The 16,441-nt window shown below is 45.6% G+C and carries 18 protein-coding genes; 13 read left to right on the forward strand and 5 right to left on the reverse strand.

Annotation, left to right across the window (positions count from 1 at the left end; genetic code table 11):
* Positions 1-129 precede the first annotated feature (129 nt).
* The 3 genes from B9A32_RS09710 to B9A32_RS09720 form a co-directional block, all read right to left on the reverse strand.
* Positions 130-525: a cytochrome c3 family protein gene (locus tag B9A32_RS09710; RefSeq protein WP_232367111.1), complete on the reverse strand. Its 396-nt coding sequence runs from the start codon at positions 523-525 to the stop codon at positions 130-132.
* 246 nt (positions 526-771) lie between these two features.
* Entirely contained in the window at positions 772-1,152 is a 381-nt protein-coding gene (locus B9A32_RS09715; RefSeq protein ID WP_084068847.1) for a 4Fe-4S dicluster domain-containing protein, read from the reverse strand.
* Positions 1,153-1,172: 20 nt separating this feature from the next.
* The gene (locus B9A32_RS09720) at positions 1,173-1,934 is read right to left on the reverse strand and encodes a hypothetical protein (RefSeq protein ID WP_084068848.1); all 762 of its coding nucleotides are present in this window, start codon (positions 1,932-1,934) and stop codon (positions 1,173-1,175) included.
* A gap of 549 nt (positions 1,935-2,483) precedes the next feature.
* Here B9A32_RS09720 and B9A32_RS09725 point away from each other — a divergent pair.
* The 8 genes from B9A32_RS09725 to B9A32_RS09765 all read left to right on the forward strand — a co-directional run bounded on the left by B9A32_RS09725 (position 2,484) and on the right by B9A32_RS09765 (position 7,310).
* A complete protein-coding gene (locus tag B9A32_RS09725; RefSeq protein ID WP_084068850.1) occupies positions 2,484-2,684 on the forward strand; it encodes a cold-shock protein in 201 nt (66 codons plus the stop codon).
* Between the two features lie 244 nt (positions 2,685-2,928).
* Positions 2,929-3,129, forward strand: a complete 201-nt coding sequence (locus tag B9A32_RS09730) for a cold-shock protein (protein WP_084068850.1) — start codon at positions 2,929-2,931, stop codon at positions 3,127-3,129.
* 401 nt (positions 3,130-3,530) lie between these two features.
* Positions 3,531-4,592 carry a radical SAM protein gene (locus tag B9A32_RS09740; protein WP_084068854.1) on the forward strand — a complete coding sequence of 354 codons (1,062 nt, stop codon included), beginning with the start codon at positions 3,531-3,533 and terminating at the stop codon, positions 4,590-4,592.
* Between the two features lie 25 nt (positions 4,593-4,617).
* A complete protein-coding gene (locus B9A32_RS09745) occupies positions 4,618-4,887 on the forward strand; it encodes a GIY-YIG nuclease family protein (protein WP_084068855.1) in 270 nt (89 codons plus the stop codon).
* Positions 4,874-5,137, forward strand: a complete 264-nt coding sequence (locus B9A32_RS09750) for a YheU family protein (protein WP_084068857.1) — start codon at positions 4,874-4,876, stop codon at positions 5,135-5,137. Before B9A32_RS09745 ends, B9A32_RS09750 begins: the two co-directional genes overlap by 14 nt.
* A 274-nt stretch (positions 5,138-5,411) precedes the next feature.
* A complete protein-coding gene (locus B9A32_RS09755) occupies positions 5,412-6,329 on the forward strand; it encodes a BREX system ATP-binding domain-containing protein (protein ID WP_232367112.1) in 918 nt (305 codons plus the stop codon).
* Positions 6,290-6,781, forward strand: coding sequence for an AAA domain-containing protein (locus B9A32_RS09760; RefSeq protein WP_232367113.1), 492 nt, complete (start codon positions 6,290-6,292; stop codon positions 6,779-6,781). The genes B9A32_RS09755 and B9A32_RS09760 overlap by 40 nt, the downstream gene beginning before the upstream one ends.
* Positions 6,782-7,109: 328 nt before the next feature.
* Complete coding sequence (locus B9A32_RS09765; protein ID WP_084068859.1) at positions 7,110-7,310, forward strand: cold-shock protein; 201 nt, start codon at positions 7,110-7,112, stop codon at positions 7,308-7,310.
* 212 nt (positions 7,311-7,522) lie between these two features.
* Here the strand turns inward: B9A32_RS09765 and B9A32_RS09770 are convergent, their stop codons facing one another.
* Together B9A32_RS09770 and B9A32_RS09775 are read right to left on the reverse strand one after the other, a co-directional pair.
* Positions 7,523-8,248, reverse strand: coding sequence for a GAF and ANTAR domain-containing protein (locus B9A32_RS09770; RefSeq protein WP_084068861.1), 726 nt, complete (start codon positions 8,246-8,248; stop codon positions 7,523-7,525).
* 178 nt (positions 8,249-8,426) lie between these two features.
* Entirely contained in the window at positions 8,427-8,864 is a 438-nt protein-coding gene (locus tag B9A32_RS09775; protein WP_084068862.1) for a DMT family transporter, read from the reverse strand.
* 557 nt (positions 8,865-9,421) lie between these two features.
* Here B9A32_RS09775 and B9A32_RS09780 point away from each other — a divergent pair.
* The 5 genes from B9A32_RS09780 to B9A32_RS09800 all read left to right on the forward strand — a co-directional run bounded on the left by B9A32_RS09780 (position 9,422) and on the right by B9A32_RS09800 (position 16,433).
* A complete protein-coding gene (locus B9A32_RS09780; RefSeq protein WP_084068865.1) occupies positions 9,422-11,215 on the forward strand; it encodes an AMP-dependent synthetase/ligase in 1,794 nt (597 codons plus the stop codon).
* A gap of 597 nt (positions 11,216-11,812) precedes the next feature.
* Entirely contained in the window at positions 11,813-13,330 is a 1,518-nt protein-coding gene (locus tag B9A32_RS09785; protein WP_084068868.1) for a glycine betaine uptake BCCT transporter, read from the forward strand.
* Positions 13,331-13,550: 220 nt separating this feature from the next.
* Positions 13,551-14,807, forward strand: a complete 1,257-nt coding sequence (locus tag B9A32_RS09790) for a tetratricopeptide repeat protein (protein ID WP_084068870.1) — start codon at positions 13,551-13,553, stop codon at positions 14,805-14,807.
* 309 nt (positions 14,808-15,116) lie between these two features.
* Positions 15,117-15,449, forward strand: coding sequence for a DUF6951 family protein (locus tag B9A32_RS09795; RefSeq protein ID WP_084068879.1), 333 nt, complete (start codon positions 15,117-15,119; stop codon positions 15,447-15,449).
* A gap of 195 nt (positions 15,450-15,644) precedes the next feature.
* Positions 15,645-16,433 carry a DUF4197 domain-containing protein gene (locus tag B9A32_RS09800; RefSeq protein WP_084068882.1) on the forward strand — a complete coding sequence of 263 codons (789 nt, stop codon included), beginning with the start codon at positions 15,645-15,647 and terminating at the stop codon, positions 16,431-16,433.
* The last annotated feature ends 8 nt before the right edge of the window (positions 16,434-16,441 follow it).

The raw sequence follows: 16,441 nt of genomic DNA on the forward strand, positions 1-16,441 counted from the left end.
TTGCCCATCGGGGGGGCGGCGGTATAATACCTGTCCCACAGGACATGCCCGTTTTATATGAAATGGAACAGTGCCCATTTTTTGTTTTTGCATGATATGGAACCGGAAAGCCGTGTTTTGATGTGTGGATCATTCCGGGGAAGTCGATTTCGGCAGTATGTGGCACTCGCCACAGAGGGTGGGGAGCAGCTGATCACTGGGCGTTAAAAAGGCTTTCCATTGAATTCCCTTACGGGGAATCCAGAATTTTTTACTGTTCTCATTGTGACACGGGATGCATGAATTGTGAAATGCATCTTCAAGGTTGATTTTTGTGGTAGAATTGTGGCAGGAGCAACAGTTTGTGTTGGGATCACCCTCTTCCAGGTCTGATTCATCTAAAACATTTTCCCCATTTTCATAGAGATGATGGCAATCCAGACACTCCAGTACATCCATGTGGGCCTCATGGGGAAATATCACCGGTGAGCGCTCTTTTGTGCCGCCGGTCTTACCTTGAAAACAGGAAAAATCATGATTGAGCAATATGTTTTCCATTTGGGCAAAGGCCGGTGGGGAATATACAAACGCACAAACTATGGTCAAAGCCGTCCAGAAATTTATTTTATAACTGCCACAGGCAGACCTTGTTTTGATCCGGTCTTGCCCACAACAAAGTTTGAAATACGCCTCTGATTTGCGGAGTATTTCATATAAGTTTTGAAAATGTTTTTTCATCTGCATTTTCTCCCCTCTCTGTTCCAAGGTTACGCACAATGGAAAAGAGGCAGCTTATTCTTCATCAAATTGAGGCAGCACACCCTGATCACGGCATATGCCCCTGGTAAGCGCTATCATCCCGGGAATATCAATGCCCATGGGGCAGTAACAACGTGTGCAGAGTACGCACCTGTCCCAGACGACCTCCCTTATTTCTTCCAGTCCTTTTCTGTCGATGTTCCCTTTTTTTTTATACAGCCTGCCCAGGGAATTTATAAATTTATGGGAAGGCATATAAACGGGATCTTTTTCCCGGTGCATATAAAGGAAGCAGCTTTCTGCACACAGAGTACAATGAACGCATAGTTTAAGGGATAAACTGATTTGCGCTTTGTTTTTATTGAGGGTTGTTCGGATTTTTCCGGTATCAACCGTGTCTGTTGTTTCTTTCACTATTCAGACCTCTTAAAATATCACCAATTATCAATGTCAAATTTCTTTTTTCCAAAATACCATCTTTTAAAACTGAATTTGGGACCCCCGAAATACCATGTTCTGGTTCCGCGGCCGAAACTGTTTTCATGGGGGATGAGAAATCTGTTAATAAAAAAGAATAGCATGTGGACCAGTTTTGTGAAAGGCAGCAGAATAAGCATTATTTCACCGGAAAGCATGTGCAGAATAATCATCGGTTTATAGGCAGTGGTCTGGTGAAAGGCAAGAAAACCGGTGATAAAAGGCATGGCCGTCAACAGGAGAATAAGGTAATCGGAAAGGGTTGTGATGGATCTCACCCTTGGACTAAATATGCGCCGGAAGAGAAAAAACAGGGAGCATCCAATAACCATTACTGTCATGATATCCGTGATGCCTTCGGGTAAACTGAAAAAACTTATTCCCCATGATTCATCAATGAGATTGTTATGCCCAAGAAGAAAGAGGGGGGCAGCAATAAGACAGGTATGAAATAGGGAGGTTATCACGGTCATTACCGGATGAACGCCGGCAATGGTGCCCTTGAAAAAAGATATGCGCCGGGCCGTGGATTTCACGGGTGGTGCGCACACAGCTGTTGTGGGGGAGAGGCGAAAGGGATTGTGTGTCGTTTTTTTTATTTTTTGACTGAGATAAAAAAAACGTAATACCTGGTATGCCGTTCCTGTAAAAAAGATAAGAAAGGCTGATAGGGCCAGGGGGCCCCGAACAAAATCATGAAACAGATCTAAGGAAATCATTTTTCTCACTTACCAATGTTTGCTGCGGCAAACTTGAATTTTTGATCATATATTCAAAACGGTTGATGTTAGTAACAGCTTTCCTGCTGTATGTCAAAATTTTTTTCCCACAAAAAGGCCGTGATAAATATTCATAACTCCATCCCAGTGAAAAAGTATTCAGAGGAAATCATGGGGTTTGTTCCTGGAGAACCCAAATAAAAGGTTGACAACTACCATTCTTTCGAATATACTTGTGAAATTGAATCATTGAAAAGGGTGTCTGGCTTTTTTCCAGATGCCCATTTTTTTTGCTTTTGACCGTCTGCCTTGAAGGTTAAAAATTATTCTTATAATTTATTTGATCAGGCAGTTGGCTCATAATATAATATATTCGGGTTTTTTTATCTCCCCTATTTATTATTTTTTTAAAATTAGGCAGGCTTTAATGTTAAAATCTGCCTGTTTCGTACTTAGGGGAAAGAAGCATTTGTCAAATACGCACATCCGTGTGGCAACTACCTCAAAGTTTGAAACACTTAAACTTTATTTTTTTAGGAGATTGTCACAATGGCTACAGGTACAGTGAAATGGTTTAACGATTCTAAGGGTTTTGGTTTCATCGAGCAGGAAAACGGAGAGGATCTTTTCGTTCATCACTCAAGCATCAATGCAACCGGTTTTAAATCCCTTAATGAAGGGGACCGCGTGTCCTTTGATATTGAGCAGGGCCAGAAAGGTCCTGCAGCAGGAAATGTAACTGTAATTTAGTTACAGCATATATTGTTTTGAATTTGTTAAGTGCCCCCTTTGGAGGGATATGAATTTAAGGCGGTATATATAAGCAAGACTTTCTTGGATTTTATCCAGGGAAGGTTTCAGATCAGAGCAGTCTTATGTCAAGGCTTGTTCAGTTTCGCACTTAGAGGAAAAATAATTTGTCGGAAAAGCACATGTGTGTGACATCTACCTCAGGTTTGGAACATTTAAACTTTATTTTTCAGGAGATTGTCACATGGCTACAGGTACAGTAAAATGGTTTAACGATTCTAAGGGTTTTGGTTTCATCGAGCAGGAAAACGGAGAGGATCTTTTCGTTCATCACTCAAGCATCAATGCAACCGGTTTTAAATCCCTTAATGAAGGGGACCGCGTGTCCTTTGATATTGAGCAGGGCCAGAAAGGTCCCGCAGCAGGAAATGTAACTGTAATTTAGTTATATCTGCATATACCGCTTTGATCTGTTTTGATCTTTATGATTGATTCATATTCAGGCTGGATATAGTTTTAAAAAAGCCCCTTTGACTTATGTCATTGGGGCTTTTTTTGTTTGTTAAGGCTTTTTTTTGATGTTCCCTCCTGTCTGGGCAGGATCCATCATCTTTTGCTTTTTGTGCACCGGGATTGGTGCACGTTCATACCGTAATAAAAATGTTGATTCACGCCTTGAAATATAAGATAGTACCTTGCAAATTATCTTCAGGATCGCAGATGAAATAAAAAAGGTGCTGCCCGGCCCCATTTTTCCTTTGATGCAATGCAGTGGATGGGGCAAATGTAAGTTATTTTGCTCAAGTTATTTTTATCTTCTCTTCTTAACACACAGGAATTATTTACATGTCAGATTACGCCATTGAAAAATATCAATTTGAGACCGGTGTTTATCGTCCCCCCAGTGAAGGTGGAAGTGCTTCTTTACTCCTTCGATTCACCCGTAACTGCCCGTGGAACCACTGTGCGTTTTGCAGCATGTATAAAGGTGAAAAATTTCAACTCAGATCCCTTGACGAACTCAAAGGGGATATGGATGCCATGGCCGCCCTGGCCGATGATTTAAGAAAAATTTCCATGGATTTGGGACAAGGGGGGGAGATCACCCGGGATGCGGCCATGGGTCTCATGGACAAGGTACCGGAACTGAACCGCCACAATGGGTTTGCCATGTTTTTTCACTGGTTGTGTGCCGGGGGCAGGACTGCCTTTATCCAGGATGGCAACAGCATCATCATGAAACCCGAAAACCTCATGGCAGCCTTAAAGTATTTGAGGAATCGATTCCCCTCCATTGAGCGGGTAACCACCTATGCCCGGTCCAGAACCCTTGCCCAAAGATCCCTGGAAGATTTGACTGCCATTCGCAGGGCCGGTCTGGATCGGCTGCACCTGGGCCTTGAAACCGGAGATGACGAGCTGTTAGCAAAAATCAAAAAAGGGGTAACAGCCCAGGGGCATATAGACGGGGGTAAGAAAGCCATGGCAGCCGGGTTCCAGGTTTCGGAATATTGGATGCCCGGACTTGGCGGCAGGGAATTGACCACAGGCCATGCCTTGAATACGGCCCGGGTGCTTTCTGCCATTAATCCCGATTACATTCGATCCCGTCCTTTCCGGGCCATTCCGGGAACGGCCATGCACACCTGGATCAAAAAAGGGCAGATGCATATCTTAACGCCCCATGAGCAGCTCCGGGAACTCAAAGAGATGATCACGGCTTTGGATGTGACATCCCGGGTCTGTTTTGACCATGCCGGAAATAATTGGCTCAATGCTTCGGGGCGCCTTCTGTTGTCCCATGGATACGAAGGATATCAATTCCCCGATGAAAAAGCAAAACTGCTGGGGTTGATTGATGAGGGGTTGAAGAGCCATCATGTGGCCCCGGACATCACGTATTTATAGGTTGCCGGAAAAATGGAGAGAACCGTTGAAAAACTGGCAGGTTTACCTGGTAAGATGTTCCGATCACTCCCTGTATTGCGGTATCACCAATGATGTTGATGCACGAATTAATGTGCACAATGCCGGAAAAGGGGCAAAATACACCCGGGGAAGACGGCCCGTTGAACTGCTGGGGACCACAGAAAAAATGACAAAAAGTGATGCCCTTAAATTTGAAATCCGCATTAAAAAATGCCCTGCCGGAAAAAAGCTATCCACACTGAAAAAAGGAATTAAAACAGATGGCAGCCGTTAAAGTGCCCCATGATCAATTAAGCCCCCGGGCCTTAAGGGGGGTTGTTGAGGAGTTTCTCACCCGGGACGGGACCGATTACGGAGAGGTTGAAGTGCCCCTGGAAACAAGGGTTGCCCAGGTGTTTGCCCACCTGAAATCGGGAAAAGTGGTGATTGTATTTGATCCGGACTCCCAGACCTGTACCCTTTTTGACAGGGATGATCCCCGATTAAAACAGCTTGACAGTGATGCGCCGTCGGTGTGGGATTGATAAAAAACATGCACGTCGGTGGAGGGTGGCGCAGGATTGTGATATACCTTCGGTGACACAGATATTTTAATCTGTGGGAAAAATAAAATATTGCCCGTAAATATTCGGGTTGGTTCTGTAAATATATCAACTTTCGGGCTTCATTTCAAAGCTGGCATTTTTAAATGTACCGATGGGCTCAGTGTGCCGACGGGGTCAGGCTTTTGTTATTGATGTTATCGACCAAGGCCTTTGCCAACGAAAAAAGCCTCGAGATAATTTTGTGGTGAGCCACATGAACCTTGATCCGCGCCAGGTGCCGTTTCATAGCTTCCAGGCGGTTTACAGGGCTGTGATGGCGGGCATGGCATTTCCTGGAGGGGAAAAATCCATTGCAACGGTGTGGAAAAAACGTGTGGAACAATGGCTTTCTTTGCCGGAAAACAGCCATAACACCTGCCTGGATCTCATACCCCGGCAGATGCCCCATCGCTTTAAAGCCATCCTTGCGGCCCTGTCATCTCCCAATGTGGCCCTTTCTGCCCGGGAGAGAAAGTTTAAAAAGCATGCCCGCCTTAAACCCCGGGAATTTCCCTGGATATTGAAAAATGCGCTTTTGGGCAAAGATATCCCTGCCTGGCGATTGTCTGCCATGTTCCAGTATCGTCAGGTTTCCTTTTATAAGGAACACTCCCTGGTGTGCAAAGAATCTTTTCAGTACCTTGACACGGTAAAGGCCCTGGCAGCCCTGTTTCGCAATCTGGGATTCAAGGGATGGGTGATTCTGTTTGATGAGGGGGAATCCATCTGCCAGACCCGGATCACCAGCCGCAGCAAAAGCTATGAACTGCTCCACAACATCTTTTGCCCGGAAAACGCCCTGGGTGGATTTTATCCGGTGTTTGCCTTTACCCATGAACTCAACGGGGAGTCAGGGCTTTTCACCCGGACAAAAAAATTGTTCCAGGATCAGATCAAACAAGGTGAAAAGCGGGTACTGCTGAAAAACGGTGTGGATGTGATACCGGGTAAAAAGCTCGATATCATTATCGCACTTTTCTGGGATCTGCCGGAAATCTGGTGCTGGAATGGACCATCCGGGAGCAGATGTCCCAAAAGGATCTGCAGATCACCTCCCACGAGACCGGGGTGGAATGTTCCCAGCAGTCTGATATGGAAGCAAATCTCATGGTGGATCTGGCCCATAGATTAATGCATATTTACGGGGTGTCTCCCCATGACATGGCCTTGATTTCACCCCACCGGGCCCAGAACAATGCCATTTTAAAACAACTGGGTGCAAGGGTGACCGCCCACCGGGAAGGCAGCGGTGCCATGCCCGGAAATGCCGTCCCTTGCCTTCCCTTGGTGGATACCGTGGAGCGGGTCCAGGGGGCAGAGCGGGATGTTATTCTTTTTGGTATGACCGCATCTGATCCCGACCATCTGGCCGGTGAATTTTTAAACAGCCCCCATCGACTCAACGTGGCCATGACCCGGGCCAGAACCAAATTGATTGTCATGGGCAGCCATGCCTTTTTTTCCATGATCCCTGATTCGGAAAGCCTGCTGATAAAAAACAGTTGTTTTAAAAATCTGAAGGCCCATTGTGAAGCCCGGGGGTGTGTTTTTCATTTTACCCGACAAATGGATGTGAATAATTGAGTTTTTTGAAATTTTATTACATGAAACATGGTGTATATCGCAATGACAGAGGGTGTTGAATGTTGCCTTTAAAGCCGTTGTAATTGTAAAAAGAAGTGGTAAGATTTCAGCATACATATGGGGCTGATGTTCATATCACAAAACATTTGAAAAAAGAGCGATCAGGACTTGACTTTTATTTTACTTTCTTTATAATAAATAAAATTGCGCTATTACATGGATGCGCATAGGTTTTCACAAAAAGTTATAATATATGACATAAAGTGTGTCATGACTGATACGTTGGAAACCGGTATTACTTTATATTTTTTTTCAGGAGATTGCCAATATGGCTAATGGTATTGTAAAATGGTTTAACGACTCTAAGGGTTTTGGTTTTATTGAACAAGAAAACGGAAAAGATGTATTTGTACATCACACCGGAATTAATGCAACGGGCTTCAAGTCTCTGAATGAAGGAGATCGAGTTTCCTTTGACATTGAAGAGGGACAGAAAGGTCCTGCTGCAACTAACGTAACAGTGTTGTAGTCAGCCGTTTTACTCAGTCTTTAAGTCATCTTGGTGGCTTGCTGAAATAAAATCCCCGGGTAGATTTCTGCCCGGGGATTTTTTGTTTTCAGAAAGATTCAAACATTAAATTCCATGGCCTGGGCGCTTATTTTACACATGCCCACGGCTTTGTTAGACTCTAACCGCTCCCATGATGTGACGGCTGGTGGAACATTCCTGGTTCAAGGGCATCACTTAAACTCCCGGGTCAGTTCTTCGGACAACATAATGGCTTCTGCCACAAATCGCATGGATTTTCGTGTGTCCATACTGCGTTTTCGTATCCATTTGTAAGCCTCTTCCCCGGTTTTTTTCTGTCGCATCATCAACACTTCCTTGGCGCGTTCCACCATTTTTCTGGTTTCAAGTTCTTCCTGGATCACCTGGGTCTTCACCATCAGTTCGGTATTTAAAATGGCAATGGCCGCCTGGTTGGCAACGGTGCGGATTAGATTGACCTCTGTGTCAGAAAACAGATGGGGGGTGGAGGTAAAGCAGTTCAAAGCCCCTATGATGCGATCATCCAGAACCTGCAGGGGAACCCCCACCATGGAAATCAGTCCCAGTTTGTCGGCCATCTCTTTTTCTTTAAACCGGGGGTCTTGAAGCACATTTTCAATGATAATGGGTGCCTTTCCGGTGAGTACAGCTCCCACCACCCCTTCATCCATGTCCAAAGAACGATCTTTAATGTAATCCCGGTCAAAGGCCTGGGTGGCCTTGAGGCGAATTTGCGGAGGGTGGCAGGTGTCATCCACCAGCCACAGGGAACAGATTTCAACACCGGTGACTTTGGCTGTGACCATTACAGTGAGTTTCAGGATATCTTCAAGATAAAGATCAGAGGTAATGGCACCGCTGATATCCATCAATGCTTTAATGTATTTGTCATAGGGTTGCGGTATGTCTTTTTCCATATGAAATCACCTGTGAAAATTAAGTTTAAACTCTGATTCCAATTGGTTGGAGTCAAATTCAGCTGGAAAGGGCAACCGGCATCCTTGATTCAACTTCAATGGTGGAATCACGGCCTGTCTGCCCATAACCCGACATTATGGCATTGTTTGGCATAAAAGTCAGTATTGATTTTTATGATCAACGCAATGTCATCCATAACCCCACCAGCATCACCACAATGCCGGAGCCCCGGATAAGCGTCAATGGGCGGATATCAGCCCCCAGCATGCCAAAATGGTCAATAAGGGCCGCTGCTGCAAACTGGGCCAATACAAGAATGGTCATGGCAGGAACCAGTCCCAGCCGTGGGGCGGTGTAGCCGATGCTTCCCACAATAATGAGTCCCATGAGGCCTGATAACATGCTGTACCATGGCACCGATGCACAGGCCGCAAGGTTGCCGCCACGGTAAAACAGCATGGCAGCACCAATGATAAGGCCTCCCAGTCCATAGGTGATAAAAACACTTTCCAATGTGCCCATTTGCCTGTCCATGATTCCCATGAGCTGGGCCTGCAGTGATACCATGATGCCGCCCAGGGCAGCGATGAGTAACAATGGAACATGATTTAACATCAGAGACTCCTGTGGATTTTAAAAAGACGATTCTATTTTTATTTTTTCATTGTGCTTCATGTGATTATTTTATTTCCCCGCAATAATCAAGACATTAAGGTAAAATTAGTTAGTGTTTTGAATCCTTTTACACTTTTTAGAACAATGTTGCCATTGGGCAGTGTGTTTTCAAATGGGGGTAAAGCAGTGTGCGGTCCAAGCTTAATTTCACCATTTTCGATTTTCAAAGATGCCGTACTGTAATTTATCAATGTGGATTTCAATTTTGACCATGCGCTGCCTGTAAGGTCATGGAATGGATGTGGAATATTTCAAGAGAAAATATTTTTTCCTTGACTTGGTGAATTGGAATTATTAAAGAAAAAAATAATTTGTTTTTATGAACTATGTTTATTGTGAATTTTTTTGTTTTTTATGCTGTCAGGGGGGATGCGCAATTTAAGATTGGCAGGCCACGGCATGGTCAAGGTATATGGTGGGAAACCGGGTAACCCGCATTTCGGTGTCCGCAGGGTTCCCGTTCTATTTTAAATGTCATATCAGTCGCAGGAGGTGTTATGCAGTTCAGGGATTATCAGGGGGTCCATCAGATGCTTTTAGAAACAGTGAATGAGCACGCTAACAAGGAGGCATATCGCTGGTTTGATGACAATGCGGTTCCTGACTCTGTCACCTGGAGCGAATTTTACCGACAGGTCAAGCAGGTGGCTAAAAGTCTCATGGCCCTGGGGGTAAAAAAGGACGACAAGGTTAATATTCTCAGTTACACAAGCTATCGCTGGGTATTGACCGATATGGCCAATATGAGTATCGGTGGTGTCACCGTGGGTATTTATCAATCCAACCTTCCCAAGGATTGTCAGTATATCATTGATCATAGTGATGCGGTTGTGGTGTTTGCAGAAGATGAGAAACAGGTGGCAAAACTTCTGGAAATCAAGGCAGAAATTCCAGAGATTCGGCAGGTGATCATGCTCAAGGGCGATATGCCCGGACACGACTGGATTATTTCCTATGAGACCTTTCTCGGGCTTGGGAAGAATATTTCCGATGAGGATTTTAATGATCGTACAGCCCGGGTGGATTCCGGTGATCTTGCAGGGATTGTTTATACTTCGGGAACCACCGGCCTTCCCAAGGGTGTGATGCTCACCCATGATAACATTACTTCAACGGCCCAGTCAGTATTTCACAGTGGCAATTTCCGTGGAGCGAGAGATAACTTTCTTTTTCTTCCCCTGGCCCATGTGTTTGCCAGGACCTGTAGTTATGGGGCTGTATTGGTTGGAAATCGCACCACATTTGCCCGGAGTATCAATACCTTGCTTGATGATTTTCAACTGGCATCTCCCCATTGGTTTGTCAGTGTTCCCCGGATATTTGAGAAAATTCACACCCGGGTGGTTTCGGATGTGGAAGCCAAGGGCGGCATCACGGAAAAAATATTCAACTGGTCCCTGGCCGTGGGAGAGGCGGTGGGTAAGTACAAACTGGCGCAACAGCCCATTCCCTCCATGCTTCAGTTTAAATATCGCATTGCCACAAAGCTTGTTTTTTCCAAAATTCATAACGCTCTGGGGGGGGAAATTCAATGGTGCATCAGCGGGGGGGCTCCCCTGAGTCCGGACATTGCACGTTTTTTCCATGCCACCGGGCTTTTGATCCTGGAGGGGCTTGGCATGACAGAAAACACAAGTTTTAGTAATTTGAATCGGTTTGATAAATATGATTTTGGTGTGGTGGGCCCTCCGGGTGAAGGGTTGTTTCATAAAATTGCCGATGACGGTGAAGTCCTTTTCAAGGGGAGAAATGTGATGAAGGGCTATTATAAAATGCCCGATGAGACCCGGGCAAACTTCACCGAAGACGGATGGCTCAGAAGTGGAGACATTGGAAAAATCCTGGAAGGCAATGTTCTGAAAATCACCGGCAGAAAAAAAGAGATTATCATCACCTCCGGTGGAAAGAATGTGGCGCCTTCTGCCATCGAAGGTCTCATGAGCACCTCTAAATACATTAATCAGGTTTGTGTTGTGGGGGATCAGCGCAAATTTCTCAGCGCCATTGTTACCCTGGATGAGGAGAATGTCACCGCCTATGCCCGGGAAAAGGGATTTTTCAATGAGTGCGCCACCACCAAAGACCTGCTTGCCCATGATGCAGTGATTCAACTCATTGATGGGGAAGTCGCCCGCAAAAACAAGGAACTCCCCTCCTTTGAAACATTAAAGAAAGTCACCATTGTGCCGGAATTCACCATTGAGAACAAGATGATGACCCCCACATTTAAGGTGAAAAAAAATGTGATCATGGATAATTATCAGGATCACATTGAAAATATGTATCACTAATTCCTGATTTTCGCCTTGCTCTCCATATTTCCTCACATCGCCAGGGATGAATATTCCCTGGCGCGTTATTATTTTTTCGGTCATAAATTTTCCAATTTGTCGCCACATAATGCTTTTTTTGGGGATTGAAATCTTCACATGCGGTATGTGAAATGAGAAGTTCGGCCCCATGGTCTATTACGTTTTATGAAAAGAATTCTTGATTTCTCCTGTTCATTGTTTTTTTGATTAAAACAACCGGTTTTCTGTTTTATTTTTCGTGAATGAAAATATATTTTCTTAAAAATTGAGGTATGCATAACTATTTCTAAATAATACCTTATCCATATATCCAGGGAGTCATTGCTGCTGCAGGTGTTAGATATCCCTTTAAAAAGAAGGTTGACAAACATAGATCATTGCATTAATCAGTTATGGCCATAATGAGTTCCGAACTGTTGCGCTTCTAACCACATGGAAGGGCAGAACCGTTCTCTTTTTGCTTTCCAAGGTTTCGATCAAATTGATCGTTGGAGGCGTTGTTGTGGGTAGAACCGGATTAAAATAAGGGCTGCCCATGACAGTTTTATGATATAATTCAGATTACAGGAGTATTTAATGACGACACAATCCAACACCATTGACAAGGGCATCACCATCACATCGGTGCTCTGTTGTGCTGCGTTTATCGTGGCCACCATGATTTCGCCGGAAGGCGTAAAAGGACTGTTTGACACCCTGTTTAAATTTTTCATTAATAACTTTGGATGGACCTACCTGTTATGCGTGGCAGCTTTTGTGCTGTTTTGTTTTGTCATGGCATTCAGTCGGTATGGTAATATTAAACTTGGAAAGGACGATGAAACACCAGAGTTTACCCTTATGGCCTGGTTTTCCATGCTGTTTGCCGCCGGCATGGGCATCGGCCTTGTGTTCTGGGGCGTTGCCGAACCCATTTATCATTTTGCAGGCCCTCCCTTTGCGGAACCTAAAACCCCCCAGGCCGCTGCCGATGCCATGAGAACGGTGTTTTTCCATTGGGGGCTTCATCCCTGGGCCTGTTATGCGGTGGTTGCCATGCTGCTGGCTTATTCCCATTTTCGTAAAGGAAACCCGGCATTGCTGAGTTACATTTTAAAACCCCTCATAGGCATTGACGGGGTTAAGGGAATTATTGGTAAATCCATTGATACCCTGGCCGTGGTGGTGACGCTTTTTGGTGTGGCCACCTCCCTTGGTCTGGGTGCCATGCAGGTGTCCACCGGTCTTAATAAACTTTACGGGATTCCCAACAGCACAACGGTTTCCATCATTATTATTGTGGTTGTGACGGTGCTTTATATTATTTCCGCTGTAACCGGTGTCAGCAAAGGCATTAAGATTCTTTCCAACATCAACATGGTTCTGGCCTTTGGATTAATGCTCCTTATGCTGTTCATCGGTCCCACCATTTATATTCTTCAAACCCTTTTGGAGTCCCTGGGAAATTATTTTCAAAACATTGTGTGGCTAAGTTTTTTCATGGATACCACCGGAGGTGTGGAAAAACATGCCGGATATGACTGGGTGGGTGCCTGGACAGTTTTTTATTGGGCCTGGTGGTTGACCTGGGCACCTTTTGTGGGGGCTTTTATTGCCCGTATTTCAAGGGGACGGACCATCCGTGAATTTGTATTGGGGGCACTTCTGGCACCCACACTGTTGTGTGCCATCTGGTTCAGTATTCTGGGGGGCTCGGCCATCAGTCTGGAACTTGCCAATGGTGCCGTGGGCATTGCCGATGCCACATTCAAGGATGTTACCACAGCCATTTTTGTGTTGTTTGATAACGTTCCCATGGGTGGTCTTATGTCATTGCTTTCCATGATTATTGTTTCCATCTTTTTTGTCACCTCTGCTGATTCCGCCACCTATGTGGTGGGAATGATGAGTTCCGGTGGCAGCCTTGATCCCAAGAACGGACTCAAAATTTTCTGGGGGCTTTTGTGTTCCACCATTGCAGCCATGCTGCTGGTTGCCGGGGGCTTAAAGGCCATTCAAACGGTTTCCTTTGTGGTTTCATTTCCTTTTATGATTCTCATGGTCGTGATGATCATCGCCTTTTTGCGAAATATCAGAGAAGAGCCGGGAATTTAAGCATTTTTAATGGGTCCGGTGTGCTGTGATGCCGCCGGGCTGACCGGCCTTGAACAGAAAAGATTTTTTTCACCCTGAGGGGTGGGAAAAATCTTTTTTTGTTTTTGGGACAGTTGATGCTGATGCACCAACGGTTTTTTTTGTGGCTTTACAAAATTACAGGGGACTGTTAGTGATGGATGGCGTTTTATTCTAATTTGGCAAAACACGGAGAAACATAATGGGTTTTTTCAGTTTCTTATCGGGAAAAACACCCGAAGCATTGATGGAAAATGGGGATCTTTTGTTTGACCGGGGGCAATTTGGTCTTGCAAAAATTGATTATGAAAAGGCCAGGGACCGTCATGGGAAAAAACCGGCCCGGGCCCGGGATTTTCTGGAAAATCTGGATTCAAAGGTTGCTCGCTGCTGTGACGCCCTGGCCCGACAGCATCTTAACAAGGGGCATGAACTCATGGAATCCGGGTGTCACCGGGAGGCCGGTGAGATTCTCTCCCTGGCCCTTGAACTCACCGCATCCCCGGGATTGGTTCAGGACATTGAGACAGCTTTAAATGTCTGCCGTTCCTCATCCCGGGAACCGGAGCATGGGGCTGTTGATGAAAAAAGAGCAGATCCTGACACTCAACCGGGTGTGGCGCAGTTGCCGGATGAAGAATTGGACAGCCAGGAAGCCCTTGAAACCTTTGAGGTGATACTCAGTACGCTTTCCCAGGATGAACAGGCTGCCTATGGAGAATATGGGGATGCTTTTGTTCAGGGGGTTGTTGCCTTGAATGCCGGGGATTTTCAAGGGGCGCTCACTGCATTGGAGCAGGCCGTTGAAGAGAACGCATCCACTGAAAATTACATAGCCCTGGAGCTTGGCACGGCTTTACTTAATTTGGGGGATCTTCACCGGGCCGAGGCGTTATTGATGGGATTTCTGGCGTGGTGCCCCGGTTCGGTGAGGGGGTACTATGTATTGTGTGAGGTGTTGTGGATGCAAAAGGCCTTTGACCGGGCCCACCGTGTTTTGGATGCCTGCCCGGACTCCATGACTCACTGGGTGCCCATGGTATTGCTCAAAGGAGAAACCTGGTGTCTGGAAGGGGAGTTAAAAAAAGCAGAAACCTTGTACCGGGAAGCCCTGGATCAAAATGGGATGGATGATTCAATTCTCAGGGCACTGGCGGCTGTTTATGAAACCCGGGGCTATCCGGACAAGGCCTTTCAGCTTTACTCCGGGCTCATGGCCTCCTGTAGCGGATGTGGCCGGGCACCGGACACAGAGCTGAAACAAAAATTTGCCCATGCAGGGGTTGCTTCCGGGATCATGACCCTTCAGATCATTGATATTTATCTTGATCTGGTGATGGAAGATCCAGATAACCGGGCATTGTATTATGAAAACGTAAGCGCTGTTTATGAACACCTTGGCAACAGTGAAGAGGCCCGGCGTTTCAAAGCTTTTGCCCTGGAATTGCAGGAAAAATAATAAATCGTATATCAACACCTTGGCCAAATTTAAAAGAGTCCATTGTCATCGCTTGATTTCAGGATAGCCGATATTTCCCATATGCTGTGGTGTTATACGCCACCGCATGTTTAATCCTGAATTGTGGCCTTGGCTGTTCAATAGGTTGCAAATCAGGTAAAATAAAAGCCATATGTTACCTTGACAGGGTGTTTAAATATATCTATGTGTGGATTTTAAAATGGGTTAAAAAAATTGGCAAAGGTTATTGTATATGCCAATATGAAAAATGATGATAATATTATAGATTAAGATCCGGGAGGAAATAAAATGACGGAAATGAAGATTTTTGCCGGTATTTGTGGGTTTACCACCGTGGTAAAGGCAGAAGATCAGGGAGGATATCAGGCCATGATTCACATTGAGAGTGAATGCCCCAATTGGAGAAAGGTGAACGGGGTGCTGGAAGGACAGAAGATTAATGTAATGACTGAACTGTTCAAGGATAAGAAAACCGGTACTTTAAATTCCCAGGTGCTGGATGTATCCTTAAAAACCATTCCCCATGTCTCCTGTCCGGTGATTTCCGGCGTGTTGAAAACATTGGAGGTGGGTGTGGGGCTTGCCCTGCCAAAGGATGCAACCCTTACGTTTAAAGAGTAAAACCTGAAAATTGCATTCAATTGAACCCTCCGGGAGCGCCCTATGGCCGGATCTGAAGCGTTCCCGGATATTTGTGACAGACTACTGTCGCTGCATGTCCGGCGCCCTGTATATCCGGGAAAATGACACTTGCAATTTTCAGGCAAAACGCGATGCTCAATTTTTTCCACATTTGAAAAGTAAAAGGAGACGACCATGAAAAATTTGACAAAAAGATTTTCGGTTGGTTTTGCAGTGCTCATCATTGCAGGTTTTCTGTTTCTTATCATTGGTTCAAATCCGGTGTCTGCCGGTAACACCTGGTTGAAAACCGGGACAGATCTTTTGAATTCGGTTTCAGGGGGCAGTGGGGAAAATGCCGGCGTTTCAAGCACTGGGGGACCCGGCGTGTCCCAGATCACCGATGCCTTTAAAGAGGCGTTGTCCATGGCATCCCAGGCAGTGGTGGATCAGGTGGGGGCAGCAGATGGATTTAATAAGGATGATGCCATCCATATTCCCCTGCCCGGAACACTGGAAAAAGTAAAATCCATCTTAGGTACGGTGGGGCTTTCCGGCATGGCCGATGACCTGGAACTAAAACTCAATCGTGCGGCAGAGGCCGCGGCACCCAAGGCAAAGGATCTGTTTCTTTCAGCCATCACGGACATGAGTTTTGAGGATGTCAAAACCATTTATGATGGACCCAAAGATTCTGCCACCCGGTATTTCAAGGAGAAAATGTCCCTGCCACTGTCCGATGAAATGCGGCCCATTGTTGATGATACCCTGGCCCAGGTGGGGGCTGTGAATGCCTATGATCAGCTCATGGGAAAATATAAAGACATTCCCTTTGTGCCCGATGTAAAGGCGGATCTTACCCAGCATGTTCTGGATAAAGGGCTTGAGGGGATATTTTACTACATGGCACAAAAGGAAGCGGCCATCCGGGAAAATCCGGTGGAGCAGACCACTGAATTGCTTAAATCTGTTTTTGGCCGGTGATCTTGACG

It is taken from the genome of Desulfocicer vacuolatum DSM 3385 (genome assembly GCF_900176365.1).
In the GTDB taxonomy this organism is placed as follows: domain Bacteria; phylum Desulfobacterota; class Desulfobacteria; order Desulfobacterales; family Desulfobacteraceae; genus Desulfocicer; species Desulfocicer vacuolatum.